Annotated in this window: 20 protein-coding genes; 9 read left to right on the plus strand and 11 right to left on the minus strand. The window is 67.3% G+C overall.

All coding sequences use genetic code 11. From position 1 onward, the window contains the following. Window positions 1-13: 13 nt before the first annotated feature. Entirely contained in the window at window positions 14-772 is a 759-nt protein-coding gene (locus MKK62_RS07885) for a lysophospholipid acyltransferase family protein (RefSeq protein WP_240261598.1), read from the minus strand. A 5-nt stretch (window positions 773-777) separates the two neighbouring features. After that, entirely contained in the window at window positions 778-1545 is a 768-nt protein-coding gene (locus tag MKK62_RS07890) for a lysophospholipid acyltransferase family protein (protein ID WP_240261597.1), read from the minus strand. 106 nt (window positions 1546-1651) lie between these two features. On the opposite strand from MKK62_RS07890, the gene MKK62_RS07895 reads away from it, so the two are divergent. Together MKK62_RS07895 and MKK62_RS07900 are read left to right on the plus strand one after the other, a co-directional pair. Next, window positions 1652-3214, plus strand: coding sequence for an MBL fold metallo-hydrolase (locus MKK62_RS07895; RefSeq protein WP_240261596.1), 1563 nt, complete (start codon window positions 1652-1654; stop codon window positions 3212-3214). After that, the gene (locus tag MKK62_RS07900; RefSeq protein ID WP_240261595.1) at window positions 3211-3543 is read left to right on the plus strand and encodes a hypothetical protein; all 333 of its coding nucleotides are present in this window, start codon (window positions 3211-3213) and stop codon (window positions 3541-3543) included. Before MKK62_RS07895 ends, MKK62_RS07900 begins: the two co-directional genes overlap by 4 nt. 82 nt (window positions 3544-3625) lie before the next feature. On the opposite strand, the gene MKK62_RS07905 is transcribed toward MKK62_RS07900, so the two are convergent. Together MKK62_RS07905 and MKK62_RS07910 are read right to left on the minus strand one after the other, a co-directional pair. Next, window positions 3626-5188 carry a phytoene desaturase family protein gene (locus tag MKK62_RS07905; RefSeq protein WP_240261594.1) on the minus strand — a complete coding sequence of 521 codons (1563 nt, stop codon included), beginning with the start codon at window positions 5186-5188 and terminating at the stop codon, window positions 3626-3628. Between the two features lie 57 nt (window positions 5189-5245). Continuing rightward, a complete protein-coding gene (locus tag MKK62_RS07910; protein WP_240261593.1) occupies window positions 5246-5869 on the minus strand; it encodes a TetR/AcrR family transcriptional regulator in 624 nt (207 codons plus the stop codon). A 71-nt stretch (window positions 5870-5940) separates the two neighbouring features. Here MKK62_RS07910 and MKK62_RS07915 point away from each other — a divergent pair, with 71 nt between their 5' ends. Beyond that, window positions 5941-6435 carry a DUF2834 domain-containing protein gene (locus MKK62_RS07915; RefSeq protein WP_240261592.1) on the plus strand — a complete coding sequence of 165 codons (495 nt, stop codon included), beginning with the start codon at window positions 5941-5943 and terminating at the stop codon, window positions 6433-6435. Here the strand turns inward: MKK62_RS07915 and MKK62_RS07920 are convergent. Then, window positions 6411-7544 carry a GGDEF domain-containing protein gene (locus MKK62_RS07920; RefSeq protein WP_240261591.1) on the minus strand — a complete coding sequence of 378 codons (1134 nt, stop codon included), beginning with the start codon at window positions 7542-7544 and terminating at the stop codon, window positions 6411-6413. The genes MKK62_RS07915 and MKK62_RS07920 overlap by 25 nt on opposite strands. A gap of 123 nt (window positions 7545-7667) precedes the next feature. Beyond that, window positions 7668-8927 carry a serine--tRNA ligase gene (serS, locus tag MKK62_RS07925; protein WP_240261590.1) on the minus strand — a complete coding sequence of 420 codons (1260 nt, stop codon included), beginning with the start codon at window positions 8925-8927 and terminating at the stop codon, window positions 7668-7670. Window positions 8928-9024: 97 nt separating this feature from the next. Between serS and MKK62_RS07930 the strand changes: the two genes are divergently transcribed. The 3 genes from MKK62_RS07930 to MKK62_RS07940 all read left to right on the plus strand — a co-directional run bounded on the left by MKK62_RS07930 (window position 9025) and on the right by MKK62_RS07940 (window position 11245). Continuing rightward, on the plus strand, window positions 9025-10395 hold the full coding sequence (locus tag MKK62_RS07930; RefSeq protein WP_240261589.1) for a septum formation family protein: 1371 nt from the start codon (window positions 9025-9027) through the stop codon (window positions 10393-10395). A 4-nt stretch (window positions 10396-10399) separates the two neighbouring features. After that, window positions 10400-10750 carry a metallopeptidase family protein gene (locus MKK62_RS07935; protein WP_240261588.1) on the plus strand — a complete coding sequence of 117 codons (351 nt, stop codon included), beginning with the start codon at window positions 10400-10402 and terminating at the stop codon, window positions 10748-10750. A gap of 294 nt (window positions 10751-11044) precedes the next feature. Continuing rightward, complete coding sequence (locus tag MKK62_RS07940; protein ID WP_240261587.1) at window positions 11045-11245, plus strand: hypothetical protein; 201 nt, start codon at window positions 11045-11047, stop codon at window positions 11243-11245. Here MKK62_RS07940 and MKK62_RS07945 read toward each other — a convergent pair. Both MKK62_RS07945 and pheA read right to left on the minus strand, forming a co-directional pair. Further along, a complete protein-coding gene (locus MKK62_RS07945) occupies window positions 11242-11919 on the minus strand; it encodes a histidine phosphatase family protein (RefSeq protein ID WP_240261586.1) in 678 nt (225 codons plus the stop codon). The two genes, MKK62_RS07940 and MKK62_RS07945, sit on opposite strands and share 4 nt — an antisense overlap. Then, on the minus strand, window positions 11916-12842 hold the full coding sequence (gene pheA / locus MKK62_RS07950) for a prephenate dehydratase (protein ID WP_240261585.1): 927 nt from the start codon (window positions 12840-12842) through the stop codon (window positions 11916-11918). Before pheA ends, MKK62_RS07945 begins: the two co-directional genes overlap by 4 nt. Window positions 12843-12928: 86 nt before the next feature. Between pheA and MKK62_RS07955 the strand changes: the two genes are divergently transcribed. Genes MKK62_RS07955 through MKK62_RS07965 form a run of 3 tightly spaced genes read left to right on the plus strand, consistent with a single transcriptional unit; the run spans window position 12929 to window position 15604 of the window. Beyond that, window positions 12929-13708: a DUF2470 domain-containing protein gene (locus tag MKK62_RS07955; RefSeq protein ID WP_434085037.1), complete on the plus strand. Its 780-nt coding sequence runs from the start codon at window positions 12929-12931 to the stop codon at window positions 13706-13708. Window positions 13709-13739: 31 nt separating this feature from the next. Further along, on the plus strand, window positions 13740-14498 hold the full coding sequence (locus tag MKK62_RS07960; RefSeq protein WP_240261584.1) for a CPBP family intramembrane glutamic endopeptidase: 759 nt from the start codon (window positions 13740-13742) through the stop codon (window positions 14496-14498). Window positions 14499-14500: 2 nt separating this feature from the next. Continuing rightward, entirely contained in the window at window positions 14501-15604 is a 1104-nt protein-coding gene (locus tag MKK62_RS07965) for an LCP family protein (protein WP_240261583.1), read from the plus strand. A 7-nt stretch (window positions 15605-15611) separates the two neighbouring features. Here the strand turns inward: MKK62_RS07965 and MKK62_RS07970 are convergent, their stop codons facing one another. From MKK62_RS07970 to MKK62_RS07980, 3 genes are all read right to left on the minus strand, one after another. Beyond that, entirely contained in the window at window positions 15612-16436 is an 825-nt protein-coding gene (locus MKK62_RS07970) for a glycerophosphodiester phosphodiesterase (RefSeq protein ID WP_240261582.1), read from the minus strand. 4 nt (window positions 16437-16440) lie between these two features. Beyond that, complete coding sequence (locus MKK62_RS07975; protein ID WP_434085038.1) at window positions 16441-17532, minus strand: DUF4328 domain-containing protein; 1092 nt, start codon at window positions 17530-17532, stop codon at window positions 16441-16443. Between the two features lie 233 nt (window positions 17533-17765). Further along, entirely contained in the window at window positions 17766-18110 is a 345-nt protein-coding gene (locus MKK62_RS07980; protein ID WP_434085039.1) for a rhodanese-like domain-containing protein, read from the minus strand. Between the last annotated feature and the right edge of the window lie 35 nt (window positions 18111-18145).

Genomic DNA, 18145 nt, shown 5'->3' on the forward strand with positions numbered 1-18145 from the left:
TTCGTGTGTGCCGCTACCCAGGTCCGGCGCTGGGATCGGCGCGCTTGCGAGCGCGCTCGGCCTTCTCAGTGTCCTCAATAATTTTTGCCTCCGCTACCGTAGGTGCGCCGCCGCCTAGCCTGCGCGGCACCCAGAAAGCACCTTCGGGGTGCGGATATTGCTCTTGAACGCGATGGAGCAGCGAGGTCATTCCCTCACGCAGCGCGGCGTCCAATTGTTCGACGTCACCCGTCGGCGGCAACCGCGGACCCGCGGCGACGGTCACCGGGATCTTGCGCCGGCCGAGATCCCGCGGATAACCCTTGGTCCAGATCCGCTGCGCCCCCCAGACGATCAGCGGCACCGTCGGCACGTGCGCGGCCAGCGCCATTCGCGCCGCGCCGGTTTTGAATTCCTTGAGCTCGAAGCTGCGGCTGATCGTCGCTTCCGGCATCAGGCCGACCACCTCACCGTCTCGCAGCAGGCGGACCGCCTCGGCGTAGGCGTGGGAACCGGAGCCGCGGTCGACCGGGATGGTCTTGGTGTGGTTGATCAGGAAATTGACCACCTTCACCTGCTGCATCTCGGCCTTGATCATGTACCGGATACGCCGGCCGCGGGCGTTGGCCGCCAGGGCGGCGGGCAGCCAGTCGACATAGCTGGTGTGGTTGATCGCGATGACGGCACCGCCGCTGCGTGGGATGTGCTCGAGGTCTTGAAAGGTGATCGTTGTGCCAGTCGCCGCGACCAGGGCCTTGGCCGTGATCTTGAGTGCGCGGTACACCGGCTCCACGGCCGCTACTCGGTGCGACCCGCCTCGCGGGCGGCACGGGCGGCCGCACGTTGGCTGGCCTCTTCGGCGTCCAGTTGAGCGGCTTCGGCCAGGGTGGGGGCGCTGCCGCCCAGCCGACGCGGTACCCACCATTCGCCGGCTGGATGCGACGGATACAGGTCCTGAGCCTGCTCGAGCAGATGCTGCATCCGGGAATGGAGCAACGCGGTCAACTCGGGAGCCGGGAGGGTCGGCTGAATCGCCTCGCCGACCACGATCACGATCGGCACCTTGGGGCGAAACAACTTCTTCGGGTGGTCTTTGGTCCAGATCCGCTGAGCACCCCAGACGATGTGCGGAACGATCGGCACACCCGCCTCGATCGCCATCCGGGCGGCGCCGGACTTGAATTCCTTGATTTCGAAGCTGCGACTGATCGTGGCTTCCGGGTACACGCCGACCAGCTCGCCGGCCTTGAGCCGCTCGACCGCGGCTTCGTAGGACGCCGCGCCGCTGGACCGATCCACCGGAATGTGCCGGCAGCCCCGCATGATCGGCCCGGTGAGCTTGTTGTCGAAGACTTCCTGCTTGGCCATGAACCGCACCTTGCGCTCGCGGTGCTGCTTGAAGGCGGGCAGGCCGGCAAGGGTGAAGTCGAAATAGCTGGTGTGGTTGATCGCGATGACCGCTCCCCCGTCGGGGATGTTTTCCTCGCCGACGACCGTGAAGCGCAGGCCTTGCACCCGCCAGGTCAGCCGCACCAGGGCAATCACTGTCCCGTAAACCGGTTCCACGGTGCACCAGCCTAATGTTCGCGCCGATGCCGCTCTAGCGGGTCGGGCGTTTCTCGGCCCGGCGGCTAAACTCGGGGCGTCAGCAGACCGCAACAAAAGGGTGTCAGTGCAGGTCACAAGCATCGGCCACGCCGGCTTTCGGATCGATACGTCAGCCGGGAGCATTCTCTGCGACCCGTGGGTGAACCCGGCGTATTTCGCGTCGTGGTTTCCGTTCCCGGACAACAGCGGGCTGGACTGGGATGAGCTCGGCGACTGCGATTACCTCTACGTCTCGCACCTGCACAAGGACCATTTCGACGCGAGGCTGCTGACGGAGCGCGTCAACAAAGACGCGGTGGTCTTGCTGCCGGACTATCCGGTGCCGGATCTGAAAAACGCGCTGCAACTACTCGGGTTCCACCGATTCTTCGAGACCGCCGACTCGGTGAAGCACCGGCTCAGCGGCCCGAAGGGCGAACTAGACATCATGATCGTCGCGCTGCGTGCCCCAGCCGACGGACCGATCGGCGACTCGGGGCTGGTGGTCAGCGATGGCACCACCACGGCGTTCAACATGAACGACGCACGGCCGGTCGACCTGGACGCGGTGGCCGCCGAGTTCGGTCACATCGACGCACACATGCTGCAGTACTCCGGGGCGATCTGGTACCCGATGGTGTACGACATGCCGCAGCGCGCCAAGGAGTCGTTCGGCATCCAAAAGCGGCAGCGGCAGATGGACCGGAGCCGCCAGTACATCGCCCAAGTCGGTGCGACCTGGGTGATCCCGTCGGCCGGCCCGCCGTGCTTCCTGGACCCCGAACTGCGCCACCTCAACGACGACCACGACGACCCGGCCAATATCTTCCCCGACCAGATGGTCTTTCTCGACCAGCTGCGCGCACACGGCAACGACCACGGCTTGCTGATGATTCCCGGCTCGACCGCGGATTTCACTGGTGCGCAATTGAACTCGTTGGACCATCCGCTACCGGTAGAGCAGGTCGAGGCGATCTTCACCACCGGCAAGGCGGACTACATCGCCGAGTATGCCGCTCGGATGGAGCCGGCGCTGGCGGCGGAGAAGGCCCGCTGGGCACCCGCCGACGGTGACTCGATGCTCGAGCCGCTGCGCGCGAAGTTCGAACCGATCATGCTGGCCGGCAACGAGATCTGCGACGGCATCGGCTACCCCGTCGAACTGGTGATCGGGAACGAAGCCGCACACGAGAAGGTCGTGCTGGACTTCCCGAAACGGACTGTGCGCGAACCAGTTCCCGACGAGAAGTTTCGCTATGGGTTCGCCATCCCGGCCGAGTTGGTGCGCACGGTGCTGCGCGACGACGAGCCGGACTGGGTCAACACGATTTTTCTGTCCACCCGGTTCCGCGCTTGGCGGGTCGGCGGCTACAACGAGTACCTGTACACGTTCTTCAAGTGTCTGACCGAAGAACGGATCGCCTATGCCGACGGCTGGTTCGCCGAGACCCACGACGACTCCGCGTCGATCACTCTGGACGGCTGGGAGATTCAGCGACGCTGCCCGCACTTGAAGGCGGACCTGTCCAAGTTCGGGATCGTCGAGGGCACCACGCTGACCTGCAACCTGCACGGCTGGCAGTGGAATCTGGAGAACGGCCGCTGCTTGACCGCGCGCGGTCATCAGCTTCGAAGCGCCCGCCAATGAACGCCGACACCTACGACGACGGCCTGGTCCAACTGGACCGCGCGGCGATCACGCTGCGGCGCTACCACTTTCCGTCTGGAACCTCGAAAATCGTTACGCTGCAGCAGGTTCGCGGCTATAAGGCCGAACCGCTGGGGCTGATGCACCGGTTCCGCATCTGGGGCAGTTCTGACCTGCGCCGCTGGCTGCCGCTGGACATGAGCCGCCCGTTTCGCTCGACACTGGTCACTCTCGACGTACCCGGCACCCGGCCCAGTCCGGCGTTCACTCCGGCACGCGCGGACGAATTCACCGCGCTGCTGGACCGCCTGCTCGATGAGCGGGCCTGACGTTCCGCGAGCGCCGAGTGTGTGGGATATGCCTGCAAACGTGCCTATTCCTCTGCCTAACCCCCGCAGTCGGCGGGGCAGCTCAGCGTCCCGCGTCGGCCAATGCCTGCTGGGCTGCGTTGTACCCCGGGATGAACGTGATGCCGGGCCCGCCGTGGCATCCGGTGCTGGCCAGATACAGGCCGTCGACCGGGAGCGGCTGGCCGAGAAAGCCTTTCGGCCCGGGCCGGTTGGGGCCGACCTGGTTGGCGTGGAACAGCCCGTGGCAGTAGTCCCCGCCCGGCGCGCCGAACATCACGCCCATGTGCTTGGGCGTGAAGGTGGTGTGCCGGCTGATGCTGCGTTCGAAGTTGGGCGCCAACCGGGTGATCTTGTCGATCACCCGTTGGCCCATCTCGACCTTCGCCGCGCCGTAATCCACGTCGCCTTCGATCGGGAACCATAACGCGAATGCCGACGCGGCATGCTTGCCGGGCGGCGCGAGGTCGGGATCGTTCTGCGAGGGCACCTGGAAGACGACCGTCGGGTCGGCGGGCACAATGCCGCGCCGGCAGTCCTCCCACTGCCGCTGGACTTCTTCGGGCGTACTGAAGATCCCGATCGACGCCTGCATGCTCGGATCGTTGAGCATTTCGTACGGAGCGACGAATTCCGGTGCTTCGTCCAAGGCGAAGTGCATCTGAATGTAGCTGCCGCGGTGATCGATTCGGGTGTAGCGCTCGCGGATATCGGCGGACAAGGCCGCCGGGTCGACCAATTCGTTGACGGTGACGTCGGGCGCCAGCGCCGAGATGACGATCGGCGCCGTGACCGTCTCGCCGGCCTCGGTACGCACCCCGCCGACCTTTCCATCGTCTACCACGATCTCGGTGACCTTGGAGCGCAACCGGAGCTCGCCGCCCTCGCGCTCCAGCATGTCGACCAGATGTGAGGTGAGCGCGCCGATTCCACCGCGCAGTTTCTTCATCTGCATGGTGGCGCCCTCGGGGACGCCGAGCCCGAAGGCCAGCGCGGCGGCGCTGCCCGGGGTTTCCGGCCCGCGATAGAGGGTGTTGACCGCGAGGACGGTCATCGAGCCACGCAGCGCGCCGTGCTTTTCGCGGTCGGGTAGGTACCGGTCGAGCACGTCGGTGACCGAACCGAACAACATCTCGTCGATCGCGGAGCGTTCGAATTCGTTGGTGGCGCAGGCATACATCTCGTCGAGGGTTTTCGGCGGCGCGCCGGCGTCGAAGCGTCCGAGCGCCCGCGTCGGCGCCATCGCCCAAGCCATCAGTCCCGCCATGCCGTTGACCGCCTCGGCACCGTGCACCTCGTTGAGGTGGGTGAACAGCTTGATCGGGTCGCTGTACTGGATCATCGGGTCATCCCCGACCCCGCGCAGTGCCACCGACATCACGTCCAGGTCGATGGTGGGAATGGTGTCCAGGCCGAGTTGCTCGCGGACCACGGGCGCGGTGGGAAACTGCACCGAGCCGGCGATCTCGAAGTGATAGCCGTCGAACAACTCCACGGTCGACGCCATCCCGCCCGCGTAGAGCTTCGATTCCAGGCACAGCGTCCGCAGGCCGGCCTTCTGCAACAGCACCGCCGCGGCCAGGCCGTTGTGTCCGGCACCAATCACGATCGCGTCGTAGTCGGTCATCTGCTCACACCTTCCCGCTGTAGTGAGCAGGCTGGCAGTAATGCGCGGTTTTGTCAATTATGACAAAACTTGATCCGGCCACGCCTCGGTGATTCCGGTCCTGAGCGTCTCGAGAGCGAGGTGGCAGACGCGAGCCAACTCTCCTAGCGACCGGTCGTCACCGAGCATCCAGACTTCCATCGCCCCGAAGACCGCGGCGGCGATGCAGCGCGCCGTCACGGCGAAGCGCACCCGTTGGTCGGCGGCGAGATCGGTGGCGCCGCTGCGGCGCTGCAACTGGGTCGCAATGGCGTCGGCGAAATCGGCTTGCACGTCCTGGATGTGCCGCACGATGCGGCCGGGGTCGATCTCGTGATCGCGCAGTGCAGCGATTTTGGCAACGGCGTCAACGTCATACGGGAACGCGAAGATCGCCGCCTGCACCGAGTCGACGATCGGTTCGGTCACCGGCCGGTCGTTCAGCGCCGCACGGAACCAGTTCAGCCCGGAGTAATCGGCGAACAGCAGATCGTGCTTGGACGAGAAATGGCGATAGAACGTGCGCAGCGTGACCCCCGCATCCGCGGCGATCTGCTCGGCCGACGTGTCCTCGACGCCTTGGGCCAAGAATCGCACGAGCGCGGCCTGGCGCAGCGCCTCACGGGTGCGCTCGCTGCGCGCGGTTTGCGCCGGACGGATCATCATTGGAATTTACCCCACGAGCTGTTATGTCAATATTGACAAAACTTTGCCGGCGGGGCGAGACTGCGGCCATGGTCTCGCTTCTCACTCACGCGATCCTCGGTATCGCGGTCATCACCTGGATCGTCACGTCCAACCGTCAGGTCTTCTCCCGCGTCGGCGAGGGTGGGCTGTTCTCACCGTTGGAGGCGCTGTACTACGTGATCGGCGTCGCGTCGGTCATCTTGGGCTGGTACTTCAATATCCGCTTCGTGCAGGAGTATTCACACGGCTCGACCAACCCGCTGTGGGGTCAGCACGGGAGTTGGGCCGAGTACATCCGGCTGATGTTCACCAACCCGGCCGCGAGCTCGGCGAGCCAGGACTACACGATCGCCAATGTTGTTCTGCTGCCGCTGTTTACGGTCGTCGACGGTTACCGCCGTGGGCTGCGGCGGCCATGGCTGTATTTCGTGTCGAGCTTGTTCACCAGCTTCGCATTCGCATTCGCGTTCTACTTCGCGACCATCGAGCGCCAACACCGCCAAGCAGCAGTCCAGGGTCAGGCGCTGATCCCGTCGCGGTAGTCGGTGTCGTCCTCGGCGAGGTTGACCAGGGGCGGCGGCAGTGGCCATTCGTGATGGCCGGTCTGGTTACCGCCGCGCCGCTTGGCCGCGTACATCGCGGCGTCGGCGGCGGCGATCAATTCGATGAGCAGGTCGCTGCGGCTACCGGTGCGGTAGGCGGGATGGATACCGGCGGTGCCGATGCTTGCGGTGACGCCGCAGGGCAAGTCGGCGATCTTGTCGCACAATTGCCGGGCCCGGCGATCGACCTCGTCGGGGTGCCAGATGTCAGCGATGACGAATTCCTCGCCGCCCGAACGCCCGATCACCGCGGTGTCGCCAGTCGTCTCGCGCAGTGCCCGGGAGACCGACACCAGCGCGTCATCGCCGGTGCTGTGTCCGTAGCTGTCGTTGAGCTGTTTGAAACGGTCTAGGTCGATCACACTGACCACGACATAGGCCTGATGCCGGGCGCCGCGCTCCAGGCAGGCCTTCGCTCGCCGGTGAAAGGCCCGGCGGGTGAACAGCCCGGTCAGCTGGTCCCGCTCGGCGTGGACGGCGTCTGCGCCGAGGACGTGCACCACGACCTGGACACCGAATGGGACCGCCAGGTTGAGCAGCAGTAATAGGCCGTAACCACATAGCGCCGCCGCGATCCCCAGAACCAAACCGATACGGAAGCTTTCGATCGCCCCGATCACCCCGGCAACTGCGAAATTGAATGCCATCAACCAGGGCCGGTGAAAGATCGCGGTGTACGTGGCCAACGTCGCAAATCCCGTCGATGTCAACAGTGCGACCACGGGGTCGCTCTGCGCCAGGCCGATCAATGCGATGCAGGCGCTGGACAGCAGCGCGAACCGGATGGCGGTGTTGCGGCTCGGCCAGCGAATCGCCCACAGCACCGACCCGCAGGCGGCGCCGACGCAGGCCACCAAGGCGCACGCGGCTTGAACGGGGGTCGCTGGACCCGTAGGCGTGAAGGTTGTTCCTAACGCAACAAGCGACAGTCCGCCGGCAATGAATGCGACAGTGAAACGAGTGAGCACCTGCATCCCGCGGGCGGCCAGGTGCGCGCTCAGCCCGTCATAGTGATCGGACTGGCGCCACCATTGACTGATCCATCCCATCGCGCACTCTCACAACTCTCCGACGCCGTCGTCCCAGCCTGCTTGAGGACTTCGGATCTGAAGATGATAGAGCAGCAGCGAATGATCCGGAGCCGGTGACAGGGGCTCTCGGCGAGAAGCGACTCACCGCGTCGGTCGCAACACCTCGGCACCGACGAACGGCACCAGCGCGGCGGGAATCCGCACGCTGCCATCGGGCTGCTGGTGGTTTTCCAAGATCGCCACCAGCCAGCGGGTGGTGGCCAAAGTGCCGTTGAGGGTCGCCGCAATCTGCGGCTTGCCCGTCGAGTCGCGGAACCGGGTAGCCAGCCGTCGAGCCTGGAACGTGCTGCAGTTCGACGTCGAGGTCAGCTCCCGGTAGGCCTGCTGGGTGGGCACCCATGCCTCGCAGTCGAACTTGCGTGCCGCCGACGAGCCGAGATCGCCGGCGGCAACATCGATGACGCGATAGGGCACCTCGATGCGGGCCAGCATTTCGCGTTGCCAGCCCAGTAGCCGCTGGTGTTCGGCCTCGGCGTCGGCGGGGTCGCAGTAGACGAACGCCTCGACCTTGTCGAACTGGTGCACCCGGATGATGCCCCGGGTGTCTTTGCCGTAGCTGCCGGCTTCCCTTCGGAAACACGACGACCAGCCGGCGTAGCGCTGCGGCCCGCCGGACAGGTCGAGGATCTCGTTCGAGTGGTAGCCAGCCAACGGCACCTCCGAGGTACCGACCAGGTAGAGGTCGTCGGCCTCGACGCGGTACACCTCGTCGGCGTGCGCGCCGAGGAACCCGGTTCCCGACATCACCTCCGGGCGCACCAGCACCGGCGGGATGATCGGCACGAATCCGTTGTCGGCGGCCAACCGGATCGCCATGTTCAGCAGGCCGAGCTGGAGCAGCGCGCCTTGTCCGGTGAGGAAGTAGAAACGCGAGCCTGACACCTTGGCGCCGCGCTCCATGTCCAGCAGGCCCAGTGCTTCGCCGAGTTCGAGGTGATCCTTGGGATTGTCGATCGCCGGCGGTTCGCCGACGCGCTCGAGCTCGACGAAATCGTCTTCACCGCCGGCTGGAACGCCGTCGATGATCACATTGGAGATCGCCATGTGCGCGGCGGTGAACGCCGCCTCCTTCTCGGCCTGCGCGGCCTCGGCCGCCTTCACCTGCTCGGCGAGGTCCTTGGCCAGGTCCAGCAGGGCGGGCCGTTCGTCGGGTGACGCCTTGCCGACTTTCTTGCTGGCCGCCTTCTGCTCGGCGCGCAGCGTGTCCGCGGTCGAGATCGCGGTGCGGCGGGCGGTGTCGGCGGCAAGCAGGGCGTCGACCAGGGCCGGGTCCTCGCCCCGCTTACGCTGAGACTCACGTACGGTCTCGGGGTTCTCCCGCAGTAGCTTCAGGTCGATCACGGGCAGAAACCCTACTTGGTCCGGCTCGACGCGCGGCAACCATTTCACTTCTGTAACAGCAGTCACGGATCATCATTCGCCTGTCAGAATGGAGGCGATGTGGCACCCATTCGAGCGCGGGGGCGACGCTACGGCGCCGCCCGGGGCTGACGGCCCCAAACGTCGTTCCGGATGGTTCGACAGACTTGGCGGGACGCTGCAGGCATCGGCGACCAGGCGCGCACTGCTGCTGACCGCCCTCGGCGGCCTGCTGATCGCCGGACTGGTCACCGCGCTGCCGATCGGCGGCGGTCCCGGCAGGCTAGCCGGCTACATCGATCCCGTCCCGCCCACCGGCGCCAAGGGCAACGACGCATTCAACCGCGCGGCCAGCGGCAATTGCCTGATGTGGCCGGACCGGATGCCCGAGGCAGCCAGCCTGGTCGACTGCAAAGACGAGCACCGCTTCGAGGTTTCCGAGTCGATCGACATGCGGACCTTCCCCGGTTCGGAATACGGTCCGTCGGCACCGCCACCCACGGCCACCCGCATCGAGCAGATCAGCCAGGAGCAGTGCGAGTCGTCGGTCCGGCGCTACCTGGGCACGAAGTTCGACCCGAACAGCAAGTTCGTCATCAGCATGCTGTGGTCGGGGGATAAGGCGTGGCGGCAGTTCGGCGAGCGGCGCATGCTGTGCGGCCTGCAGCTGCCGGGCGCCGGTAACCAGCAGGTCGCCTTCAAGGGCAAGGTCGCCGACATCGACCAGTCGAAGGTCTGGCCGGACGGAACCTGTCTGGGTATCGACCCTGCCACCAACCAGCCCACCGACATCCCGGTCGACTGCGTCGCGCCGCACGCCATGGAGGTCACCGGCACGGTCAACCTGCTCGCCCGATTCCCCGAAGGATTGCCGCCGGAGCCGGAGCAGGACGCCTTCATCAAGGAGTCCTGCACCAAGCAGACCGACGCCTACCTCGCGCCGGTGCAGCTGCGCAGCACGACGCTGACGTTGATCTACAGCACGCTGTCGCTGCCCAGCTGGTCGGCCGGCAGCCGCGAGGTCGCCTGCAGTATCGGCGCGACGCTGGGCAACGGCGGCTGGGCGACGCTGCTGAACAGCGCCAAGGGGGCGCTGAAGATCAACGGACAACCCCCGATCCCGCCGCCCGACATTCCGCAGGAGCGGCTCAACCTGCCTCCCATCCCGACCGGTCCAGAACCCGGCGGAGGAGCCGCGTCGACCGGCGCGAACGGGGGCGGCTCCAGCGCGTCGGGAACCAACGGGTCGTCCGGAGCGTCCGGCGGATCGAGCAGCCAGCGGCAGGGCAATCAGCACCTGCCGGGCCAGGCGCCCGCCCCCGCCTCACCGGCACCCGCGCCCGCTCCCGAGGCGCCGCCGGCCGCGCCCGGGCCGGAAGCTCCACCGCCGGGTGGCCCGCAGGCACCTCCGCCCGCGCCCGAACCTCCGCCGCCACCACCGGGGCAATAGCCCGGTGGCCGTTCGGATGGATCCGCGACGATTCGATGAACTGGTGTCCGACGCGCTCGACCTGATCCCCCGCAAACTAGCGGCCGTGATGAACAACGTGGTGGTGCTGGTGGCCGACCGCCATCCCGACGACGACGAATTGCTCGGGCTGTACGAAGGCGTAGCGCTGACCGAACGGGACTCGCACTACGGCGGTTCGCTGCCGGACACCATCACGATCTACCGCGACGCGCTGCTGGAGATCTGCGACGACGACGAGCAGGTTCTCGAGGAGGTCAAGATCACCGTGATCCACGAAATCGCCCACCATTTCGGTATCGACGACGACCGGCTGCACGAACTCGGCTGGGCGTAGCGCGGCGACGATGCGGCCCGGCACGGGCCGTTGAGGAGCCGGGCAATCCACTCCCAGCGCGGCGACGATGCGGCCCGGCACGGGCCGTTGAGGAGCCGGGCAATCCACTCCCAGCGCGGCGACGATGCGGCCCGGCACGGGCCGTTGAGGAGCGGGGCATCCACTCCCAGTGAGCGTGAAACAGCAGCCAGGGTCGTCACTTCGTGCCCACGCACAGCCGTAGTTTCTGTTTCGCGGACACCAGAACGGGCGCGGCACTCGGACTCTGTCGGCGGTGGGTGCTACAAACGGCCTATGTATGACAACTGCCGCGACTGCCGGGCAGGCCTGGAGCACTGCCACGGAACGCTGATCCACCACTGGCTGCACCGGTCGGAATGCACTGACGAAAACTGCACCAGCCCAGAGCTATTGGTGCACACCTTCGTAGTCGATTGTGACGCCGTCGGCTGCGACTGCGCGCACGTCAACGCGCCGCAGGTGCTCGCCGGCTAACCCATCGGGTCGGTAATCGAGTCCTCCGCGTCGGGCTCCGGATCGAACGGCGGAGTGTGCGGCCCCCACTGCTCGCAGGTCCAGCGATCGACTTCGCCGGCATCGGGTGCCAGCGCCACGTATTCGGCGTTGGCCAGGTGATGGTCGATGGCGAAAGTGTCTGGCACATCGCCCAGTAACGCCGCGGTGAGCCGGATCGCCGCGCCGTGGCTGACGACGACGATGTCTCCGGACCAGTTCGCCTCGTCGAGGTAGCGGGTACGCAGCTCGTTCACCACCGGCAGATAGCGATCCAGCACCTGGTTCGCGCTTTCGCCGCCAGGCATCGAGACGTCGTGCTCACCTTTGAGCCAGCGTTCGTACACGGCATGGAACTCGTCAATCGACGCCTCGTCGTTGCGGTTTTCCAGCTCGCCCGCCTGAACCTCGTGGATCCCGGTCACCTCGCGCGCCGGCACACCGACCACAGCGCTGATCTCCTCGGCGGTCTGGACGGCCCGGGTGGCCACCGAGTGCAGCAGCAGCGCCGGCGGCGAAGGCAGCGCCTTCGCGAAACTGCGGGCCTGCTCACGACCCAACGGCGTCAGCTCGGCTCCCGGCGGTCGGGTGTCCAGGCGCTTGTCGACGTTGCCGAAGGACTGGCCGTGCCGCAACAACACCAGCCGACCGCTCACCGCGCCGACCCGTCCCGCAGCGCCTTGAGCCAGCGCGCGGCTTCATCCAGTTGCGGAGGCGGTGCCCCGGCAACCTCCCCGGTCGGCCACGAGCCCAGGTAGCGCACGTCGTCACACCGCTGGTGTAACGCCTTGAGCGCCTCGGCGACGGCGTCGTCGTCGATATGGCCGACGCAGTCCAGAAAGAACACGTAGGTACCCAATTCCGTTCGGGTGGGCCGAGATTCGATGCGCGTCAAATCGATGCCCCGAATCCCGAACTCGGTGAGCGCCGACACCAGCGCGCTCGGGGCGTTGGCGATCCGCAACACCACCGACGTGCGGTCGGCGCCGGTTCGGGCCGGCGGGGGTCCGGGCCGACCGACCAACACGAAGCGGGTGCGCGCGTTGGCCTCGTCGACCACGCCGTCGGCCATCGTCGACAGGCCGCGATGTGCGACGGCCAGCGGGGAGCTCACCGCGGCGTCGACCAGACCGTCGGCGACCTGCTGTGCGGCGTCGGCGTTGGAGATGGCCGGACGCAGTTGCGCAGCAGGAAGGTTCGCGGCCAGCCAGCGGCGCACTTGGGCGGCGGCCACCGGGAACGCGGCTAACGTGCGGATGTCGGCGGGCGTCCGGCCGGGCTGGACGGCGATGCTGAACGCCACGTCGAGCGTCAGCTCGGCGAAGATCTGCAGCGGAGTGCCGATCGCCAAACTGTCCAGGGTCGGCATGATCGAGCCGTCGATCGAGTTCTCGATCGGCACGCACGCGAACACCGCGGCGCCGTCGCGCACCGCGTCGAGCGCGGCGAGCGTGCTGTCCACCGGCAGCAACTGCCACGCGTCGGCCGGACACGGGGGGACCGAACCCGCGTCGGTCATCTGCAACAGCGCCGCTTCGGTGAAGGTCCCAGCTGGACCGAGATACGCGATGCTGGCCACGACCAACAACCCTATCGGGTCGTAGGTCTTGCGCGGCCCGATCCTGTTTAGTTAAGTAAGGCTTACCTCACTTACAAGGACGGATCATGATGACACTCGCTCACTGCCCGGCGCCGACGACGGCCGAACGGATCCGCAGCACCTGCGTCCGGGCGGGCGAGGCGCTGCTCGCAGTCGACGGCGCCGAGCCGCTCACCACTCCCCTGCATCACCTGCTGGCCAATGGATCGTTCGCGGTCGGGGCACCGGCGGATTGCCGCGCCGACGGAGTGCAAGCCGTGCTGGAACTCGCCGACTATGCGCCGTTGCCGCTGCGTGAACCGGTCCGCTCGCTGGTGTGGATCCGAGGCCGGCTGCATCAGGTGCCGTCGTCGGACGTGCGCGAGATGCTCGACATGATCGCCGCCGAACACCCTCATCCGGCGCTGCTGCAGGTGCGGACGCCGGATTCCGTCCCGCCCGCGGAGGGCGACACTCAGTACCTGCTGGCCCGGTTGGAGATCGAGTCGGTCGTGGTCACCGACGCCACCGGCGCCGAGGCCGTCGATTCCGCGGCGCTGCTGGCCGCCCGACCCGATCCGTTCTGCGCCGTCGAATCCTGCTGGATCCGCCACCTGGACACCGCCCATCGTGACGTGATTGCGCGGCTGGCCGCACGACTGCCGGCGCGGCTGCGACGCGGCGACATTCGCCCGCTCGGCATCGACCGTTACGGCATGCGGCTGCGGCTGGAAAGCGCCGACGGCGACCGCGATATCCGACTGCCATTCCCCACACCGGTCGACGACGTGGCCGGGCTGGGTAAAGCCATCCGGGTGCTGATGGGGTGTCCGTTCGTAAACGGCCTGCGAGCGCGCCAGAGCTAGGGCACCGAGCCCGGCCGGTTACCGTGACGGGGTGGTTGCGCCCCTCAGCGATGCCCAGCGCCGGCCGCTGCGCGTCGAGTTGGTCATCACCCTGGCGGTGACCTTCGGCCTGAGCGCCGTCGAGGCGGCACTGCAGCTCACCGATTCGGTGTTGCGAGGTCTGAGCAATCAGCGAATTCCGCTCAATCCCAAACGGTCCTACTTCGACCTGGTCGATCTCGGCCTGAATGCGACCGTCGTGGTGCAGCTGGTCGCTTGGGGCGCACTCGGCCTGTTCCTGTTGTGGCGCACCGGGTTATCGCCCGCAAGCGTCGGGCTGTCGCGGTTCCGGTGGCGCTCCGATCTGCTCGGCGGCCTCGGCCTGGCTGCGCTGATCGGCGTGCCCGGTCTAGGGCTCTACCTCGCGGCACGGGCGCTGCACGTCAATGCCTCCGTGATCCCGTCCGGCCTGGGCGACACCTGGTGGCGCGTCCCGATGCTGGTGCTCACCGCCTTTGCCGACGGTTGGGCCGAGGAAGTGATCGTCGTCGGCTATCTGCTCACCCGGTTGAATCAGTTGGGCGTCGGATCGTGGGGTTCCCTGATGTGGTCGAGCCTGCTGCGCGGCGCCTATCACCTCTATCAAGGCTTCGGCGCGGGGCTGGGAAACATCGCGATGGGCGTGGTCTTCGGCTACGCCTGGCAACGCACGAGCCGGCTGTGGCCCTTGGTGGTCGCGCATGGAGTGATCGACACCGTGGCCTTCGTCGGCTACGCCCTGCTGGCCGGTCACCTGCGATGGTTGCACTGAGCATGGACGACCGGGGCCGGCGCAAACGGCCACCACCGCCTGGCCCGGCGCCACCGCGGCCGGTGTCGCCCACTCGTCGCGGTCCCGGACAACGCGCGCAACCGCTCGCCCCACCGTCGCCGCATCGCCCAACACGTCGCAAAAAGGCGTGGCTGCAGGTCATTTCACTGAGCGTGGTGATCGCCGTGCTACTGGCGTGTGCCGCGGTTCTCGGCACCTCGCTGTGGCTGGAGACGTCGTTGCACCGCGTGTCGGCGCTGACGGATTACTCCGGCCGCCCGCCGGCCGGCCAGGGCAGCACATGGTTGCTCGTCGGCTCGGACAGCCGTCAGGGGTTGACCCCCGAACAACAACAGGCGCTGGCGACCGGCGGCGATACCGGCAACGGGCGCACCGACACGATCATGCTGGTTCATGTCCCCAGCATCACGTCGAGCGCGTCAACCACGATGGTTTCCATTCCCCGCGACTCCTACGTGCCCATACCCAGCTATGGGCGCGACAAGATCAACGCCGCGTTCTCGATGGGCGGTGCACCGCTGTTGGCCGAGACCGTCGAGCAAGCGACCGGTCTTCGGGTCGACCACTACGCCGAGATCGGCTTCGGCGGATTCGCCGGCCTCGTCGACGGCCTCGGTGGAGTCACCGTGTGCCCGCAGGCGCCGATCGACGACCCCCTGGCGGGGATCAACCTGCCCGCCGGATGCCAGCAGCTCCGCGGTGCCGCAGCGCTTGGTTACGTCCGCAGCCGGGCCACCCCTCGGGCCGACCTGGATCGGATGGTCGACCAACGGCAGTTCATGTCGGCGCTGCTGCACCGCGCGGCCAGTCCGATGGTCTGGCTCAATCCGTGGCGGTGGTATGCCGTACCGCACGCGGCCCTCGGCGCGCTGACCGTCGACCGCGGCGATCACGTCTGGGACCTGGCCCGGCTGGGCTGGGCACTGCAGGGCTCGCCGACCGAATTGACGGTGCCCATCGGGCAATTCACCAGCACCAATTCCGGCTCGGTCGTGGTGTGGGACCGCGAGAAGGCCGCCGCCTTGTTCGATGCGCTGGCCGCCGATCAGCCGGTCCCCGCGAGCGTGCGCAGCGGACAACCGTGAGCCGCGGCTAGTGCGGGTCGGCGCCGGCCAAGCCACCCTCGAGCCAGGCCTTCGCGCGGCCCGGGTGGTTGGTCGCCAGCCAAGCCACCCCGATGTCGCGGCAGAAGTTGACGTCCTCGTAGTCGTCGACCGTCCAGCAGTACAGCGCCCGGCCCTTCGCCGCCGCCCGATCGACGAGTGAGGGGTGCTCGCGCAGCGTCCCGATCGACGGGCCAACCGCGGTTGCCCCGATTGTGCTGGGCGCGCTGCTGCCCAGATACCGGTGACTGCGGCCGAGCAATACCGTCGGCAACAAGGGTGCCGATCGGCGGACGCGCCACAGCGCCGCGGAGGAGAACGACATCACCACCGCGCGCGACCGGTCGGCCGATGCTGGCGAGGCGATGCCGAAGCGGTGCAGCAGCGCCAGCACTTTGCTCTCGACGAGCGCGCCGTAGCGGACGGGATGTTTGGTCTCGATGAAGATCTTCACCGGCCGCTTCCAGTCCAACACGAGCGAGACCAGCGCGTCCAACGTCAGCAGCCCGGTGTCGCCGTGGGTTCCGTCGGCCTGCCAACTCCCGTGCCACGCACCGAATTCCAGCTCGCGCAGCTGCGCCAGCGTCATCATGCTGACCAGGCCGGCACCGCTGGAGGTGCGGTCGAGCCTGCGGTCGTGCACACAGACCAGGTGTCCGTCGCGGGTCAGCCGGACGTCACATTCCACGCCGTCGGCGCCCTCCCGAAGCGCGAGATCGTAGGCGGCCAGCGTGTGTTCGGGCCGCGATCCTGACGCACCGCGATGCGCGACGACGAAGGGGTGCCGAGAGTCCACGTCCTCGGCATGCGTCATATCCCTATGCTGCCGGTTCTTCGCCCGGCAGCTCAACCGCAGCAGCAGATTCCGTTGCGGCGGCGGCGCCCGCGTCGTCGTTTGCGACCACGACCCAGCGATGCGTCGGCCGCTCCACCGGCTTGCGCTCGAACACTTCGAACAGCCTCGACGTCACCAGCACCGCGCTCAGCGAGATCACGTACGCAACGATCATCGCGACGGTGTTGTTGGCGATGCCCTGGGCATCCTGGGCCCCGCTGGTGATCGACGCGAACACCGAGGTGACGCTGCTGAGCAGCCACATCAGCCACCAGCTCCAGATCAGCGACCGGAACTGGGCATAGTGGTCCTCGGTCCTGGCCAGCTCGATGACGTAAACCAGCGCCCAGACCGATGCCAGTAGCGGTAGGCAGGAGAAGGTCACGCACGCCGCCATCAACGCCCAGCTGGCGGAATGGCCCGTCGTCGCAGCGACCACCGCAAAAGTTATGGCCAGCACGATCGCGACCGTGGGCGGCAGCAGCGTCCCCGCCCACAGAGCCCGCCCCGAACGCGATTCCGGCACACCCGCGTGCTCGAATGCCGCCGCGCGCCGGGCGATCAGCCAGCGCGTCAGTTGATAGGCGACCGTCATCACCGCAGCGACGGCGGCCAGGCTCGCGAGCACGCTCAACAGCGCCACGGCGTCGGCGACCAACCAGTTCAGCAGTGTGTTGCGGTTGATGACCAGCAGCAGGTAACGCAACAGATGCACCAGGGCGGCTGTCCCCAACGCGACCGCGGCCACGAAGAACGCGGTACGGATTCGCTCGGGGGCCGGCGCCGCCCGCCGAGCCCGACCGGGTCCGCTGTCCTGCTCGACGCGGTCCTGCAGTCCCCACCGCGGAATGCCGTAGTAGCGGGGAGTCGGACCGAGCGGACGGCGACGGCGACGCGGCGGGGGCGGCGGGCCGGGGCGCACTGCGATCCATCGGTAGCCCGGCGGCAGCCGCGGCGTGGTGTGCGGGCCGGCGTTCCACGCAGCGGGATTCGGAGGCGCGGACGGCTGAGCGGTGGTGGGCGGCAGCAGGGTTCCGTTGCAGCGCGGGCACCAAGAACGTTGCCTGTCGCGCACATTCCAGCGTGTGCCGCACTGAGAGCACACTTGAATCATTGGCGCCGCTCCTCCTCATCGCAACGCTCTGTATCGTCGCCGGCGCGAATCATGGGCGCCGCTCCTCCTCATCGCAACGCTCTGTATCGTCGCCGGCGCGAATCATGGGCGCCGCTCCTCCTCATCGCAACGCTCTGTATCGTCGCCGGCGCGAATCATCGGACCAGCCTAACCGCGCGGTTCGCGACGCCGGGTCAGACGCTTCCGGGGCTGCCGTCGTCGGTGACCAGTGGGCGACCTGCTGCGGCCCAGGCAAGCATTCCACCGTCGACATTGATCGGTTCGAAGCCGTCGCGGGCGAGGAATTCGGCCACTTTCGCGGAGCGGCCACCTGCTTTGCAGATGACGTAGAGCGTCGCCGATCGGTCGATCTCCGCGAGGCGAGCCGGCACCTGACCCATCGGGATGTGCTGCGCATCTGCGGCGTGGCCGCGATTCCACTCGTCGTCTTCGCGTACGTCCAGTAACACCGCGCTTGGGCCGAACTCTGCGGGCAGTTCACCAACGGTGGTTTGCGCGATCGACGGTTCTGAGCTCACCCAGAAGATCTTGGCATGCCTAGGCGCCCCCTGCG

The organism is Mycobacterium paraterrae (assembly GCF_022430545.2).
GTDB lineage: Bacteria > Actinomycetota > Actinomycetes > Mycobacteriales > Mycobacteriaceae > Mycobacterium > Mycobacterium paraterrae.

What these genes read in the sequence shown, in the direction of transcription:
- MKK62_RS07900 (WP_240261595.1), top strand. Translation starts at nt 3,211, where the DNA reads ATGAACGCCGACACCTACGACGACGGCCTGGTCCAACTGGACCGCGCG.
- MKK62_RS07905 (WP_240261594.1), bottom strand. Translation starts at nt 5,188, where the DNA reads ATGACCGACTACGACGCGATCGTGATTGGTGCCGGACACAACGGCCTG.
- MKK62_RS07910 (WP_240261593.1), bottom strand. Translation starts at nt 5,869, where the DNA reads ATGATCCGTCCGGCGCAAACCGCGCGCAGCGAGCGCACCCGTGAGGCG.
- MKK62_RS07915 (WP_240261592.1), top strand. Translation starts at nt 5,941, where the DNA reads ATGGTCTCGCTTCTCACTCACGCGATCCTCGGTATCGCGGTCATCACC.
- MKK62_RS07920 (WP_240261591.1), bottom strand. Translation starts at nt 7,544, where the DNA reads ATGGGATGGATCAGTCAATGGTGGCGCCAGTCCGATCACTATGACGGG.
- MKK62_RS07930 (WP_240261589.1), top strand. Translation starts at nt 9,025, where the DNA reads ATGTGGCACCCATTCGAGCGCGGGGGCGACGCTACGGCGCCGCCCGGG.
- MKK62_RS07940 (WP_240261587.1), top strand. Translation starts at nt 11,045, where the DNA reads ATGTATGACAACTGCCGCGACTGCCGGGCAGGCCTGGAGCACTGCCAC.
- MKK62_RS07955 (WP_434085037.1), top strand. Translation starts at nt 12,929, where the DNA reads ATGATGACACTCGCTCACTGCCCGGCGCCGACGACGGCCGAACGGATC.
- MKK62_RS07965 (WP_240261583.1), top strand. Translation starts at nt 14,501, where the DNA reads ATGGACGACCGGGGCCGGCGCAAACGGCCACCACCGCCTGGCCCGGCG.
- MKK62_RS07970 (WP_240261582.1), bottom strand. Translation starts at nt 16,436, where the DNA reads ATGACGCATGCCGAGGACGTGGACTCTCGGCACCCCTTCGTCGTCGCG.